This window comes from Corynebacterium sp. ACRPF, assembly GCF_022347395.1.
In the GTDB taxonomy this organism is placed as follows: domain Bacteria; phylum Actinomycetota; class Actinomycetes; order Mycobacteriales; family Mycobacteriaceae; genus Corynebacterium; species Corynebacterium tuberculostearicum_D.
Map to the genome: position 1 here is coordinate 83,495 of NZ_JAKRNB010000012.1, position 13,565 is coordinate 97,059.

The 13,565-nt window shown below is 67.3% G+C and carries 14 protein-coding genes, 1 pseudogene and 1 riboswitch; of the genes and pseudogenes, 11 read left to right on the forward strand and 4 right to left on the reverse strand.

The genetic code is table 11. From position 1 onward, the window contains the following. Positions 1–236: 236 nt before the first annotated feature. On the forward strand, positions 237–338 hold the full coding sequence (locus MHX61_RS07285; protein ID WP_003855542.1) for a 30S ribosomal protein bS22: 102 nt from the start codon (positions 237–239) through the stop codon (positions 336–338). A gap of 86 nt (positions 339–424) precedes the next feature. Here MHX61_RS07285 and MHX61_RS07290 read toward each other — a convergent pair whose 3' ends face one another. Further along, positions 425–1,462, reverse strand: coding sequence for an HAD family phosphatase (locus MHX61_RS07290; protein ID WP_204610349.1), 1,038 nt, complete (start codon positions 1,460–1,462; stop codon positions 425–427). A gap of 88 nt (positions 1,463–1,550) precedes the next feature. On the opposite strand from MHX61_RS07290, the gene MHX61_RS07295 reads away from it, so the two are divergent. The 9 genes from MHX61_RS07295 (at position 1,551) to MHX61_RS07335 (ending at position 10,688) form a co-directional block, all read left to right on the forward strand. Beyond that, complete coding sequence (locus MHX61_RS07295; protein ID WP_150851354.1) at positions 1,551–1,793, forward strand: glutaredoxin family protein; 243 nt, start codon at positions 1,551–1,553, stop codon at positions 1,791–1,793. A 73-nt stretch (positions 1,794–1,866) separates the two neighbouring features. After that, positions 1,867–3,201 carry a glutamyl-tRNA reductase gene (locus MHX61_RS07300; protein WP_239193828.1) on the forward strand — a complete coding sequence of 445 codons (1,335 nt, stop codon included), beginning with the start codon at positions 1,867–1,869 and terminating at the stop codon, positions 3,199–3,201. Then, complete coding sequence (hemC, locus tag MHX61_RS07305) at positions 3,202–4,089, forward strand: hydroxymethylbilane synthase (protein ID WP_204610347.1); 888 nt, start codon at positions 3,202–3,204, stop codon at positions 4,087–4,089. A 208-nt stretch (positions 4,090–4,297) separates the two neighbouring features. Next, positions 4,298–5,974: a uroporphyrinogen-III synthase gene (locus tag MHX61_RS07310; protein WP_234447402.1), complete on the forward strand. Its 1,677-nt coding sequence runs from the start codon at positions 4,298–4,300 to the stop codon at positions 5,972–5,974. 28 nt (positions 5,975–6,002) lie between these two features. Further along, positions 6,003–6,986 (forward strand): porphobilinogen synthase, encoded by a 984-nt coding sequence (gene hemB, locus MHX61_RS07315; RefSeq protein WP_239193829.1) that lies wholly within the window; start codon positions 6,003–6,005, stop codon positions 6,984–6,986. A gap of 9 nt (positions 6,987–6,995) precedes the next feature. Then, positions 6,996–7,748, forward strand: a complete 753-nt coding sequence (locus MHX61_RS07320; protein WP_239193831.1) for a hypothetical protein — start codon at positions 6,996–6,998, stop codon at positions 7,746–7,748. Continuing rightward, the gene (locus tag MHX61_RS07325; RefSeq protein WP_239193833.1) at positions 7,745–8,236 is read left to right on the forward strand and encodes a tellurium resistance protein TerC; all 492 of its coding nucleotides are present in this window, start codon (positions 7,745–7,747) and stop codon (positions 8,234–8,236) included. Before MHX61_RS07320 ends, MHX61_RS07325 begins: the two co-directional genes overlap by 4 nt. A 37-nt stretch (positions 8,237–8,273) precedes the next feature. Further along, positions 8,274–9,308, forward strand: a complete 1,035-nt coding sequence (gene hemE / locus MHX61_RS07330) for a uroporphyrinogen decarboxylase (RefSeq protein WP_239193835.1) — start codon at positions 8,274–8,276, stop codon at positions 9,306–9,308. Next, positions 9,309–10,688: a protoporphyrinogen oxidase gene (locus MHX61_RS07335; protein WP_239193837.1), complete on the forward strand. Its 1,380-nt coding sequence runs from the start codon at positions 9,309–9,311 to the stop codon at positions 10,686–10,688. Positions 10,689–10,759: 71 nt separating this feature from the next. On the opposite strand, the pseudogene MHX61_RS07340 reads toward MHX61_RS07335, so the two are convergent. Together MHX61_RS07340 and MHX61_RS07345 are read right to left on the reverse strand one after the other, a co-directional pair. Further along, positions 10,760–11,798 (reverse strand): annotated as a pseudogene (locus MHX61_RS07340) (HNH endonuclease signature motif containing protein). Positions 11,799–11,914: 116 nt separating this feature from the next. Beyond that, positions 11,915–12,763: an NAD(P)-dependent oxidoreductase gene (locus tag MHX61_RS07345; protein ID WP_239193839.1), complete on the reverse strand. Its 849-nt coding sequence runs from the start codon at positions 12,761–12,763 to the stop codon at positions 11,915–11,917. A gap of 26 nt (positions 12,764–12,789) precedes the next feature. After that, a riboswitch (guanidine-III (ykkC-III) riboswitch) is annotated at positions 12,790–12,860 on the forward strand. A gap of 8 nt (positions 12,861–12,868) precedes the next feature. Between MHX61_RS07345 and MHX61_RS07350 the strand changes: the two genes are divergently transcribed. Continuing rightward, a complete protein-coding gene (locus tag MHX61_RS07350) occupies positions 12,869–13,183 on the forward strand; it encodes a multidrug efflux SMR transporter (RefSeq protein WP_005327239.1) in 315 nt (104 codons plus the stop codon). An 81-nt stretch (positions 13,184–13,264) separates the two neighbouring features. Here the strand turns inward: MHX61_RS07350 and MHX61_RS07355 are convergent. Next, the coding region (locus MHX61_RS07355) for a hypothetical protein (protein WP_239193841.1) at positions 13,265–13,565 on the reverse strand (301 nt) is incomplete at its 5' end.

Sequence of the window (13,565 nt, forward strand, 5' to 3'; positions counted from 1 at the left end):
TCGCGCCGCACAGACAGCGCCCACCTCTGTTGGCCCTCGTGGTCAGCGGTGGTGGGCGCTGTTGTTTCGCATAGGCCCTTTTTGGTCACGGGCTGGGTGCTGGGTAAGATGGTGTGCATTCGTGTCGGCTCGCTGATGTGGCCCGCGGTCCGTGTGGCCACGGCGGCAAGAGTGCACCTTCGCCGTTTTAGCGCTGACAAGTTTGACAGTACGTACTACACGAAAGTGAGGACTCCATGGGTTCCGTCATTAAGAAGCGCCGCAAGCGCATGTCCAAGAAGAAGCACCGCAAGATGCTGCGCCGCACCCGCGTGCAGCGTCGTAAGCTGGGCAAGTAAACCCCAGCCCGCTTCTTGCCCTCCGCCCTTGCGCGGAGGGTTTTTGCATGCTTGCCGACGTCCCCCAGCGCCCGCTCCCGCCCTTGCTACCGCCGGTAGTAGCGCCAGCCGCCATAGGAGAAGGCGGCGGTGGCCAGCGCCGGGAGGCCATAGGTGCGGATGGCGCGGCGCACGGAGCGATAGTCGCGCACGAGCCAGCCGCGGTCGCCAGCGATATCGCGCAGCTTGCGGTCCGGATTAATGGCTACGGCGGTGCCGACCATGGACAGCATCGGCACATCGTTGGCCGAATCCGAGTATGCGGTGCAGCGCGAGAGATCGAGGCCCTCGATGGTCGCGAGCGCGGCCACGGCGTGCTTCTTGCCGGGCCCGTGGAGGATATCGCCGACCAGCCTGCCGGTGAACTTGCCGTCCTTGACCTCCGCGACGGTGCCGAGCGCGCCTGTAAACCCGAAGCGCCGGGCGAGCACCTGTGCCAGCTGGACCGGGGTGGCGGTGACCAGCCATACCTGCTGGCCGGCGGCTAGGTGCATCTCCGCCAGCTGCGTGGTGCCGGGGTAGGCGCGGCGGGCCAGCGAGGCGTCCACGATTTCCTCGCACAAATCCACCAGCTCGTCGACGCTGCGGCCTTTGACAAACTCCAGTGCCTGCGCGCGGCCCACGGCCACGTCCTTGGCATTTTCGCTGCCGGAGACGCGGAACTTGAGCTGCTTCCACGCTATCGGCAGGATTTCAGAAAGCCGGAAATAGCGCTTGCGCGCCAAGCCAAAGGCGAATTCCACGAGGGAAGAGCCTTGGATGAGGGTGTTATCGACGTCGAAAAACGCTGCCGCGCCCACATCCACCGGCACGTCCGGGTCCTGGGCGGTGATGCGCTGCGCGCCGGCCGCGTCATAGGAACCGGTGACCGAGTCCACGCCGGAGGCGAAATCCTCCAGCTCCAGCCCAAATTCCTCCAGCGCCGCGGCGGCCGCGGCTTCACCGGCGGTGCGCTGCGATTCCTCGTCCAGCGGGGCGAGCGCTTGGGTCTCCAAGAAATTGCGCAGGTTACCGCGCGAGGCGGTCCAATTGGCCAAGAAGTCGCGAGGGGATTCGGGGAACCCTGGGGGAGTGGTAGCGGACACGAGTGAGACAAACAGCTTTCGCAAACGCGGGGTGGACTAACGTGTCCATAGTAATGGTTTCCACCGCCGCCGTCCTTGTGAGGAGAATATGTCTCAGCATCTCGTCGAGCTCATGGTGCGCACCACCTGCGGTTCTTGCGCGCGCGTGAGGGAGCAGATCACCCCCGTCGTCAAGCAGGCAGGCGCGGAGCTTGCCGTGCGTAACGTGGATGAGGACGCGGAGCTGGCCATGGAGTTCGGTGACCGCGTGCCCGTCGTGGTCATCGACGGCGAAGAGTTTGCCTGCTGGGAAGTAGACAACGAGGAGTTAGCGGCCGAGCTGGCCGGTTGATTCGGGATCCGCGACACCGACGGGTAGTCTTTTGGAGGATTAAAATCAATCAAAGGGTTGAGGAGTGTTGTGCATGAGCGTGCTCGTCGTGGGCATGTCCCACCAGTCGGCGCCGGTGGCGCTGCTGGAAAAGCTGAGCATGGATAGTGCGGTCCAGGATTCCGCCTGCGGGCAACTCGTGGCGGCCGAGCCGCTGTCAGAGGCGATGATTATCTCCACCTGCAACCGCATGGAGGTCTACACCGTCACCAACTCCTTCCACGCCGGCGTGCAGGAAGTCGTGCGCGTGCTCACCCAGGTGTCGGGCGTGGGCGAGCAGGAGCTGCGCAACTACCTCTACGTGCGCTATGCCGACGCCGCGGCCGAGCACCTGATGTCCGTGACCTCCGGCCTGGATTCCATGGTGGTGGGCGAGCAGCAGATCATCGGCCAGGTGCGCAGCGCCTACCAGTCCGCCTCCGAGCAGGGCACGGTCGGCCCGCGCATTCACGCGCTGGCGCAGGCCGCGCTGCGGGCGGGCAAGCGCGTGCACTCCGAGACCGATATCGACGAGGCCGGCGCCTCCATGGTGTCCTTCGCCTTCGACCAGGCCTTGCAGCGCCTCGACGCCGGGGACCTGACCGGCAAGACTGCGCTGATCCTTGGTGCGGGCGCCATGGCGTCCCTCGCCGCCACCCACGCCGGCCGGCTGGGGGTTAAGGAGCTGGTGCTGGCCAACCGCACCCGCGAGCGCGCCGAGCGCCTGGCCAGCCACGCCGAGGAGGCGGGCGTTGCCACCCGCGTCCTGGACTTTTCTGAGCGCGCCGCCGCGCTTTCCGACGTCGACCTTGCCATCTCCGCCACCGGCGCCGATAACTTCACCATCGAGGCCGCCGACCTCCCCGCCGGCCGCGCTCTCATGCTCATCGATCTCTCCCTGCCGCGCGATATCGACGATGCCGCCGCCGCGGCCGAGGGCGTGGACCTGGTCAATATCGAGCGCCTGAGCAAGTCGCTTTCGGCCGCCGATACCGATGTCGCGGCCGGCACCAGCCCGCACGCGCAGGCCCGCCACATCGTCGACGAGGAGCTGGCGGCCTATACCTCGGCCCAGCGCGTGCGCGACGTCGCTCCGGCCGTAAGCGCCCTGCACCGCCGCGCGGCCGATCTCGTCGAGTGCGAGGCCGCGCGCCTGCAGCACAAGCACCCCGAGCTCGCGGGCAAGCAGCTCGAGGACGTTCAGCGCGCGCTCAAGCGCGTGGCCGATAAACTGCTGCATGAACCGACGGTTAGGGCGAAGAAGCTGGCGGCGTCGGAAAGCAGTGTCAGCAGTGAAAGCGCCCTGCAGGAGCTCTTTGGCCTGCAGCTGGAAGGCTCCGGTGTGTCCGTGGCCGTCAATGAATTGCCCACCATGACTAAGGAGGCCTAAATGTTTCAGATTGGTACCCGCGGCTCCAAGCTCGCCACCACCCAGGCCGGCCATGTGCGCGATTGGCTTATCGACGCCGGCTTTGACTCCCAGCTCCACATCGTCACCACCGCCGGCGACGTCAATATGGCGCCGGTCGAGCGCATCGGCGTCGGCGTATTTACCCAGGCGCTGCGCGAGGCGCTGTATGCCGGCGAGTGCGATATTGCCGTGCACTCGTTTAAGGACCTGCCCACCGCCCCCGATGAACGCTTCCGCCTCGTGGTGCCGCAGCGCCAGGATTCCCGCGAGGCGCTCGTCGCCCGCGATGGCCTGAGCCTGGCACAGCTGCCGCAGGGCGCGCGCGTGGGCACCTCCGCACCGCGCCGCATCTCCCAGCTGGCCGCCCTCCGCCCGGACCTGGAGATTCGCCCGCTGCGCGGCAATATCGATACCCGCATGTCCAAGGTCACCGACGGCGAGCTCGACGCCGTTCTGCTGGCCTACGCCGGCCTGCTGCGCGGCGGCTACGCAGACCGCGCCACCGAAATCTTCGAACCCTCCGTCTTCATGCCGGCGCCGGCCCAGGGCGCACTCGCCATCGAGGCCGTGGCCGGCACCGAGGCCGCCGCGGCCCTAGACGCCATTGTCGACGACCGTGCCTCGGCCGCCGCTGCTGGTGAGCGCGCCGTGCTGGCCCGCCTCGAGGCCGGCTGTACCGCGCCGGTGGCCGCCACCTCGCGCTGGGACGGCGACCAGCTCACCGTGCGCGGCGGCGTCTTCGCACTCGACGGATCCCGCCAGCTCACTGCCACCGCCTCCGGCTCCGCGGCCGAAGCCGCCGATCTTGGCGCGCGCGTCTCGGACGAGCTTTTCGCCGGTGGCGCGGCCGAGCTGCTGGGCAAGTAATTTCGCCTTTAGGCGCTAATAATTTAAGGTGTAGATACCACAGATCATTGTCCCGCAATGATCCGGCCCCCTTTAAGGGCATCCCAGGACGCAAGGCCTGGGATTTTGGCCGTTAAGACCGTGTCACCCACCGCCGGCGCGGGGAACCACACCGCATGCGATCATGTCCGTGCGCGGTGCCGCGCGCCCGATTTTAGAAAAGAACTTTATGAGCAATGCCGCGCCAGACACCCAATTGGGCAAGATCGTCTTTGTGGGCGCTGGTCCAGGTAATCCCGACCTGCTGACCGTCCGCGCCCGCGAGGTTCTGGCAAATAGTGCCATCGCCGTGACCGATCCGCAGGTCATGCAGGGCGTGCGCGATGCCGTCGCCGCCGCGCTGCCCGTTCCGCAAGAGCTTCTCGACGCCGCCGAGGCCGAATACGCCCAAATGTGCGCCGATGCCAAAGCCAAGGGCGCGCGCCGCAAACCGCCGCGCCCCGCGCCGCCAACGGCCGCGGTGTTGTACGAGCCGGCCGAAGATATCGTCGGCCAGCTGCGCGAGTGCTTGGTCGAGGCCGATGGTGAGGATGTCATCCGCCTGGTCACCGGCAACCCGCTGCACCGCGAGTCCATCAAGGCCGAGATCAACGCCGTGGCGTCCGCCGGCCTGGAATTCCAGGTAGTGCCGGGCATGTCCCTGCCATCCACCGTGCCGTCCTTTGCCGGCATTGCGCTCGGCTCGACCTATACCGAGGCCGACGTTACCGACGGCGCCGATTGGGACGCGCTGGCCAACGCCACCCAGCCCATCGTCCTGCAAGCCACCAAGGAAGACCTGCCGGTCATCTCCGATGAGCTGCAGCAGCGCGGCATGCCGGCCGAGACCGAGGCATTTGTCACTGTCCACGGCACCACCCGCCTGCAGCGCACCTACGAGACCACGCTGGGCACCATGGGCAAGCTCGACGCGGACCTCACCGGCCCGCTCGTCGTCACCCTCGGCCGCAGCATCGACGACCGCACCAAGTACTCGTGGTGGGAAAACCGCCCGCTCTATGGTTGGCGCGTGCTCGTCCCGCGCACCAAGGAACAAGCCGGCCCGATGTCCGCGCGCCTGGCCGGCTACGGCGCCATCCCGCAAAACGTGCCCACCATCTCCATCGAACCGCCGCGCAACCCGGCGCAGATGGACCGCGCCATCAAGGGCATCGTCGAGGGCCGCTACAAGTGGATCGTCTTCACCTCCGTCAACGCCGTGACCGCGGTGTGGGATAAAATCGCCCAGCTCGGCCTCGACGCCCGCGATTTCGCCGGCGTCCACCTCGCGGCCGTGGGCACCAAAACCGCGGCCGCCATCCGCGCCAAAGGCATGGTTCCGGAGCTTCTGCCACACAAGAAGAAGCAGAACGCCGAGGGCCTGCTCGATGTCTTCCCCAACTTCGTAGAAGACATCGACGCCGTCGGCCGCGTCCTGCTCCCGCGCGCCGATATCGCGGCCGACACCCTAGTTGACGGGCTCAAGGCCCTCGACTGGGAGGTCGACGACGTCGTGGCCTACCGCACCGTCCGCGCCGCCCCGCCTTCGGCCGAAATCCGCGACATGATCAAGACCGGCGGCTTCGACGCCGTCGCCTTCACCTCCGGGTCCACCGTGCGCAATCTGGTGGGCATTGCGGGCAAACCGCACCAGCGGACGATCATTGCGTGTATCGGGCCGTCGGCAAGAGCGGCCGCGGAAGAGATGGGCCTGCGCGTCGATGTCGTGCCCGAAGTCGCGGACGTGCCCGCGCTTGTCGACGCCCTCGCAGACCACGTCGCCGCCCTCCGCGCCGCCGGAAACCTGCCCGCGCCGCGCAAGAAACGCCGCTCGCGCAAGAAGGCTACTAAGGTCGACAAGGCATAAGTTTTAGTCTCGCTCTAAGGAGTACCCAATGAGCACCTTCCCAGCCCGCCGCCCACGCCGCCTGCGCACCACCCCGCAGATGCGCAACCTCGTGGCCGAAACCGAGGTCCGCCCCTCGGACCTGATTCTGCCCATGTTCATCGTGGACGGACTCGACGCCCCGCGCGAGATTCCCTCCATGCCGGGCGTCTACCAGCACACCTTCGACTCCCTGCGCCGCGCGGCCGAGGAGGCGTTGGAGGCCGGCGTGCCGTGCATCGACCTTTTCGGCGTGCCGCTCGATGAGGACAAGGATGACACCGGCTCCGTCGCCTGGGACCCGCAAGGCATTTTGAACCGCGGCATTTCCTGCCTCCACGAGGAATTCGGCGATGACCTCATCGTTATGGCCGATACTTGCCTCGACGAGTTCACCTCCCACGGCCACTGCGGCGTGCTGGATGACAAAGGCCGCGTGCTTAACGACGCCTCCGTAAAGCTCTACCAAGACATGGCCCGCTCCCAAGCCCGCGCCGGCGCCCAAATCGTCTCCCCGTCCGGCATGATGGACGGCCAGGTCGGCGCCATCCGTGCCGATCTCGACGAGGCCGGCCACGAGGACGTGGCCATCATGGCTTATTCCGCCAAGTACGCCTCCGCCTTCTTCGGTCCGTTCCGCGATGCCGTCGGTTCCTCCCTGGAAGGCGACCGCCGCACCTACCAGCAGGACCCGCGCAACTTCCGCGAATCCCTGCTCGAAGCCGAGCTCGACATCGACGAGGGCGCGGACTTCGTCATGGTCAAGCCCGGTCTGCCCTACCTGGACGTGCTTTCGGCCGTGGCGGAGACTTCTCCCGTGCCGGTCGCGGTCTACCAGGTCTCCGGCGAGTACGCGATGGTCAAGGCCGCGGCCGCCAACGGCTGGATCGACGGCGAAGCCATCATGCTCGAGTCCCTGACCGCATTCAAGCGCGCCGGCGCCGATCAGATTCTGACCTACTTCGCTACCGAAGCCGCCCGCCTGCTCAAGTAAAGGACCCCTGTGACTGCTACGCCCCCGTCGCCCGCCCCTGCCCCTCCCACGCACCGCCCGCCGCGGCAGCAGCAGCGGCCGGAGTCCGTGACGTACATGCTGTGGCTGTGGCTGGGCGCGCTATGCGGCGAGGCCGTGCACCAGGTGCTCAACGTGGTGCTCACGCTGCTCAACCACGACGTACTCATGTCGCAGGCCAAGGAGATGGCCAAATCCGCACCGGCCGGCGTGGATGAAGCCCAGCTTTCCGACGCCTTCCTCCGCACCGCCGCCTACGGCTCCGTCGCCCTTTCGGCGGCCATATCCTTGGCGATTATCGTGCTGCTGGCCTTCCTGTTGCGGTCCCTTGCTAACCGCAGCAAGCGGGCCGGCACCTCGCGCCGCGTGTGGTTCGCCTTCTCGCTCTACTTCGGATTCCGCATCCTGCTGACCTTTATGCTTACCCCGGCCGGCGCGGACGTGCCCGATTGGCTCTTTGCCGCCGATGGCATGGTGCAGATCCTTGTCGGCGTCGCGGCGGTGCTCGGCCTGATTTTCTCCGTGCGGGCCGAAACCTTGGACTACACCGGCGAACTCGAGCAGATGCGCGAGCTGGAAAAGGAACTCGAGCAAGCGCAGCGCGAGAAGAAGCGCGCCGAAGAAAAGCGCACGCGCTCCAAGGGCGACCAGCGCGGCAACCGCGACGGCGGCAAACGCGAACGCCCCGACCGCACCAACCGTGCCGACCGCGCCGACCGTGCCGACAGGGAGGACAAGCGATGAATAACACCGAGCGGCCCGGGCCCCGCGACTATAACCGCGCGGCCCGAAACACCTCCGCCAAGGAGAACCTCGACGCGTGGCCGCGGCCGCTGCGCTGGGCATATTGGGTGCTCGTCGTCAGCGCCGTGATCATGCTGGTCAGCGGCATGGTGGGCATCTTCGGCTCGGGCGGGCCACAGGTGGAGCCGCAGAATGCGCAGGTCGCGGAGTACCTCCATTCCAATCGCCTGTTTGTCGCGGTGACCAATGCCGTCGGCGCCATTCTGCTTGCGCTCTTCGCGGCGCAGCTGGCCGGCGGCTCCAAGTGGGCGCGCCGCATCATTACCGTGGTCATCGCGTTCGCGCTTTTTACCAATATCGCCGCCCTCGCGCTCGGCATCGGCGGGCTCGGGTTGCTGATTATCCCCATCACCTTGATCGTCGCCCTCGCGCTGCTTTTCCAGCCGCAGTCCAACCGCTTCATCAAGGACCGCAGCTTGCGTGGCTAATTAGCCCTCACTCCAACTTTTGATTCATAATTGGGGCATGTCTCGACTCAATCGTGCCCCGCTTATCGACGCCGCCCTCGGCCGCACCCCCTCCCGCCCTCCAGTCTGGTTCATGCGCCAGGCCGGCCGCTCACTGCCGGAGTACCGCGCCGCCCGCGAGGGGATTAGCATGCTCGATTCTTGCTTCATGCCGGAACTGCTGGCAGAAATCACCCTGCAGCCGGTGCGCCGCCACGACGTCGATGCCGCCATCTTGTTCTCCGATATCGTCGTCCCGCTCAAGGCCGCGGGCGTCAAGGTCGATATTGTGCCGGGCCGTGGGCCGGTGATGGAGCAGGCGGTGCGGAGTAGGGAGGACGTCGGCAAGCTGCCGCTGCTGGATACCGACGTCCCCGAGGTCACCGAGGGCATCGCCCGCATCCTGGCCGAGCTCACCGAAACCCAAGCACTCATCGGCTTTGTTGGCGCGCCGTTTACGCTGGCCAGCTACCTCGTTGAGGGCGGCCCATCCAAGAACCACGAGCGCACCAAGGCCCTCATGCACGCCGAGCCGGAGACTTGGCATATGCTCATGCGCCGCCTCGTTCCTACCATCACCCGCTTCCTGCAGGTGCAGGTAGACGCCGGCATTGATGCTATGCAGCTTTTCGATTCCTGGGCGGGCTACCTTAACGAGCGCGACTACCGCGAGTTTGTTTTGCCGTATTCGCGAGAAATCCTGGCCGGCGTGGACATTCCGCGCATCCACTTCGGCGTCGGAACCGGCGAGCTCTTGCCGGCCATGTCGGAGGCAGGATCGGAGGTAATGGGCGTCGACTATCGCGTGCCCATGGATGCCGCGGCCGAGCGCGTGAGCGCCCGCGTGCTGCAGGGCAACCTTGACCCGGCCATGCTTTTTGCCGGCGACGATGCCGTGCGCCAGGCCGTACGCACCATCCGCGGCGAGGTCAGCCGGGCGCGCGAGCGCGGCGATATCGACGGCCATATCTGGAACCTCGGCCACGGGGTCTTGCCAACTACCGACGCGGAGGCCATCACCCGCGCCGTATCCATCATCCACGAGGAGGGCTAAATGCGTATTGCGATTATTGGTGCTGGCCTGGCGGGCTTGACGGCCGCCTACGAGCTGCGCGACCACGACGTTGAGGTTTTCGAGGCCGCCGGCCGCATCGGCGGCAAGCTGTACTCCGTGCCGTTTAATGGCGGACCCACCGACATGGGCGCCGAGGCCTTCCTCGCCCGCCGCCACGACGCCGTGGAATTCATCGAATCCCTCGGCCTGGGCGACAGCCTGGTTGAGCCCTCCGGTCTGCACTCCCTGGTGTACTCCGGCGAGCTTAAGCCGCTGCCGCGCGGCGGGATGATGGGCATTCCTTCGCACTCGGAGCCGGTCGCACACCTGGTTTCGGCCGAGACCGCCCGTCGCATCGACAACGAGGAGCCCTTCGAGTGGACGGCCGGCAGCGACGTCTCCGTCGGCCGCCTAGTGCGCCAGCAGTTTGGCGACGACCTCGTTGACCACGTCATCTCCGCCCTCCTCGGCGGCGTGTACTCCTGCTCGGCCGATGACCTGGGTGTGCGCGCGACCATCCCGGCGCTGGCCGAGACGCTCGACGCGCTCTCCGCGCGCGGCCCGGTCACCCTCTCGGCCGCGGTCCGCTCGTTGGAAGAAGCGCGCGCGGCCAAGCCGAGCAGCGGCGGACCCGTCTTTCAGACCTTCCGCGGCGGCTACGCAGAACTCTACGAGACGCTGGCCGATAAATCCCGCGCCAAGATCTACCTCGATACCTTCATCTCCGGCATCACTCGCGAGGGCGAGAAATTCCGCCTGGCCGGCGCACCCGGCGATACCGTCCCCTTCGACCGCGTGCTGGTGGCCACCCCGGCCCCGACCGCAGCGCGCCTGCTCCCCAAGGTGTCCCCGCGGGCGGCGGAGCGGTTGAAGAGCGTGAAGCTGGCGGCGTCGGCAGTCGTGGGCCTGAAGTTCGAGTCTGACACGGACCCGTCCGGCAACGCGTTGCCACAGAACTCCGGCATCCTCGTTGCCACCGACCAAGACGACGTTCACGCCAAGGCATTCACGCTGTCCTCGCGCAAGTGGCCGCACTTGGCCGAGCGCGGCGGTGCCTTGGTGCGCGCCTCTTTCGGCCGCTTTGGCGACGACGCCATCGTCCGCGCCGAGGAAGATGACCTCGTCGACTATGCCCTCGACGACCTCCAGCGCCTCACCGGCTTCGACGGCCGCGCCGCGGGCGTCGCCGAGATTTTCACCCAGCGCTGGTTCGGCGGCCTGCCACGCTTTGATGCCGGCCACCTGGAAACCGTGGCCGGCGCGCGCGGCGCCCTCGCGGCGACGCCGGGCATCGATGCCACCGGCGCTTGGGCCGGCGGGGTTGGCGTACCCAATGTCATCGCGGACGCCCGCGCCGCTGCGGCTCGTATCGCTCGCTAGCTGCGGGGCTCGCTAGCTGCGGGCATGCCAATGCGGCAGCAGGGCATCCTGCTGCCTGGCGGTTTAGGGGGCTAGTGGGCCGATGGCGGTGATGGCGCGGTATCTGCCCAGGGCGGCTGCCACACCACGCGGCCTCGGCGCCGAACGAGGCGCCCGCGCACCGGTGGGGCATTCGGATCATCGTCATTGACGCCGTTGTGGTACGGGCAACAGGTGGCGAGGTTTGCCATATTGGTATCGCCGCCGTGCCGCCACGCCTGCAAGTGGTGCACCTGGCATTTATCCGCCGGATAGTTGCATTCGGCCCACGGGCACACCGGATTTTCCGCGGCGGCCATGAGCCGTTGCTTCTCGTTGGCCATGCGTTCCGTGCGGTAGAGGTTGACCGCGCCCTCGAAGGGGTGAACGAGGGTGATAAGGCCGCGCTCTGCCAGCGTGCGCGAGACGAGTTCCGCGCCGGTGAGGCGGGCGCCGTTGGTGAGCTGGATGGTGATTTCCTCGCCGTCGCCATCGATGATGCGGTCAAGCTCGTCGAGCGTGATGATCGCGTTCGTCGTAATGGTCGGACGGGAGACTGGGGCGGCGCCGGAAGGGGAGAAGAGCTCCGCAACGGAGTCGAGGGGGCGCGTCCTCGTCCAGGCTGGATTCCAGGTCAGCGATGAGCGAGGATGGCCCGGTAATCGCGAGGGTCCACGGCGCGTCCTTGCGGCGGCGGATGCGCACGCCGGGGCGCGGCGGGGCTGGGGGATTGAGCTCGCGCAGTTTCTTGCGCGCCAGCTTTTCCATCTCATCGGTATCGGCGGCGGTGCGGCATAGCTCCACGCGCAGGCGCCAGGCGTCGCGCTTGGTCTTGGCGCGGGATGCGTAGCGCTCGATGACCTCCAGCGTGGGCAGTGGGTGGGCGCGGTCGCGGGCGGCGGTAACCGCCTGGCGTTGGAGGCGGGTAAAGGAGGTGGGGGCAAAGAGGGCGTCGGCAAGCGTGAGCAAGGTGCGGGCCGTCTTATTGGGCGCCCCGGCGGCGCGCAGCTGGTCTTCAGACATGCCGACGCACCCGGCAACGATGTCGATGCCGGGCGCCAAGGCCGCGAGATAAGTCTGAAGAGCTGTCATGCCCCGCAGCCTAAGCTACGGCGCGCAACCCGCGCGAGGACGAGCGCGCAAACCTGTGGATAACTAGGGCCGAAAGGGAGAATTTCGGCCCGCACGCCCGGCGGACCTGTGGATAACTAGCCTTTATTGCGGAAGACGAAGATGGAGGAGAAGTCCTGATTGCCGTGGCCCATGGCCTGCATCTCTTCGAAGCGGCCGATGGCGGCGGTAAGGGCGGGCAGCGGCTTGGTAGAGGTCATCTCCATGAGCTTGGCGTCCTTGGCCAGGGCGTCGACGGTGAAATCGCCCGGGTCGGTATTGCGCTCGCCGGTGATAAACGGCGCCTTCATATTGGCGATGAAGGACAGGCCGGTGATATCGAGCATCTGCAGCACCACCTCGGAGTCCAGACCCTCGGACTCGCCGAGCTGCAGGGCTTCGAGCAGGCCCTCGGCGGTGACGGCGAGCGCGAGGTTTGCCAGCAGCTTTCCGATGGCCGCCGTGGCCGCCGCCTCCACTCCGATGAGCTTTTCTTCGCCCGCCCAGGACTCGGCGAGGGACATGGCTTGCTCGCGGCGGGCGTCGTCAGGCGTGCCCACATAGACGCCGAGCTTGCCCTCGCGAGCCGGGCCGAGCGTGCCGACGACCGGGGCGTGGACGTAGGTCTCCACGGCGGCGGCGAATTCGCGGGCATCGTTGGGCGAGACGGTGGTGGTGTCGATCCAAGTTACGCCGGCGGGGATGAGCTGCGGCTCGACGACGACCTCGCGGACATCGTCAGGCCCGAAGAGCGAGGTAATAATGACCTCGGCGTTCGCTACGGCCTCGGTGGGCGAGGCGGCAACCTCGGCGCCTTCCTCCACCAGCGGCTGGGCGCGCTCAGCGGTGCGGTTCCAGACGGTCAATTCGATGCCGTCTTGCTCATTGAGCAGGCGGCGGGCTAGTTCGGTTCCCATGCGGCCAGTTCCAAGAAATGCAATCTTCATGGTTTCCTAGTGTGCCATCATTGGGTGCAGGTTCGCCGCGGCTTGCGCGAGCCCCGGACGAGGGAGCCGTACCCGGCAACGCGACAAGACGGCCAGGAAGCAGCTATGGCGTGGTTCATCTTGATTTTCTCCGGCGCATTCGAGGCCGTGTGGGCGGCGGCGCTGGATAAGTCCGCAGGTTTTACGCGCCTGTGGCCCTCGCTTATTTTCCTCGTGGCCTGCGCGATTTCCATGGGCGGGCTGGCCTGGGCGATGCGCAGCATCCCGGTGGGCACGGCCTATGCGGTATGGGCAGGCGTTGGGGCGTCGGTGGCGGTCATCTATTCCTTCGCGGCTGGACACGAGGCCGCCACGGTGTGGAAGGTGCTATTCCTCGCCATGATCATCGGTGGCATCGTGGGGCTGAAAGCGGTGAGCTAGAGGCCCGGAATCCGCGGCGCAGGCGGCAGCGGCGGCGCAGGTGGCGGGGCGGGCGCAGGCATAGCGGGCACGGCCGGCATATCAGGCACCGCGTCCTCGATGCGCCCGCGGACTTCGTGCGGCGGGATATTCAGGTTCGGCAGGCCGCTTTTGTCCCGCGCAGGTGGGCGTGGGGCCGGCGCCGCAGGTTGCGGGCGGGGTGCCGGTGCGGGCGCTGGCGCGGGCCGCTGCTGGGGTGCGGGCGCTGGGCCAGGACGCGAACCAGACGCAGGAGCGGGCGCCGCGGTCGATGGCGAAGGCGGCTCGGTCGGCGGCGAGGGAACCGGGGCGTCCTCCCGAGGCAGGTCGCGCGGAGCGAGCGGGCGGGGAGGGGGCTGCCAGG

Coding starts and splice junctions, on each gene's coding strand:
- MHX61_RS07310 (WP_234447402.1), top strand. CDS start 4,298: ATGAGCAATGCCGCGCCAGACACCCAATTGGGCAAGATCGTCTTTGTG.
- MHX61_RS07295 (WP_150851354.1), top strand. CDS start 1,551: ATGTCTCAGCATCTCGTCGAGCTCATGGTGCGCACCACCTGCGGTTCT.
- MHX61_RS07325 (WP_239193833.1), top strand. CDS start 7,745: ATGAATAACACCGAGCGGCCCGGGCCCCGCGACTATAACCGCGCGGCC.
- MHX61_RS07335 (WP_239193837.1), top strand. CDS start 9,309: ATGCGTATTGCGATTATTGGTGCTGGCCTGGCGGGCTTGACGGCCGCC.
- hemE (WP_239193835.1), top strand. CDS start 8,274: ATGTCTCGACTCAATCGTGCCCCGCTTATCGACGCCGCCCTCGGCCGC.
- hemC (WP_204610347.1), top strand. CDS start 3,202: ATGTTTCAGATTGGTACCCGCGGCTCCAAGCTCGCCACCACCCAGGCC.
- MHX61_RS07345 (WP_239193839.1), bottom strand. CDS start 12,763: ATGAAGATTGCATTTCTTGGAACTGGCCGCATGGGAACCGAACTAGCC.
- MHX61_RS07300 (WP_239193828.1), top strand. CDS start 1,867: ATGAGCGTGCTCGTCGTGGGCATGTCCCACCAGTCGGCGCCGGTGGCG.
- MHX61_RS07350 (WP_005327239.1), top strand. CDS start 12,869: ATGGCGTGGTTCATCTTGATTTTCTCCGGCGCATTCGAGGCCGTGTGG.
- MHX61_RS07285 (WP_003855542.1), top strand. CDS start 237: ATGGGTTCCGTCATTAAGAAGCGCCGCAAGCGCATGTCCAAGAAGAAG.
- hemB (WP_239193829.1), top strand. CDS start 6,003: ATGAGCACCTTCCCAGCCCGCCGCCCACGCCGCCTGCGCACCACCCCG.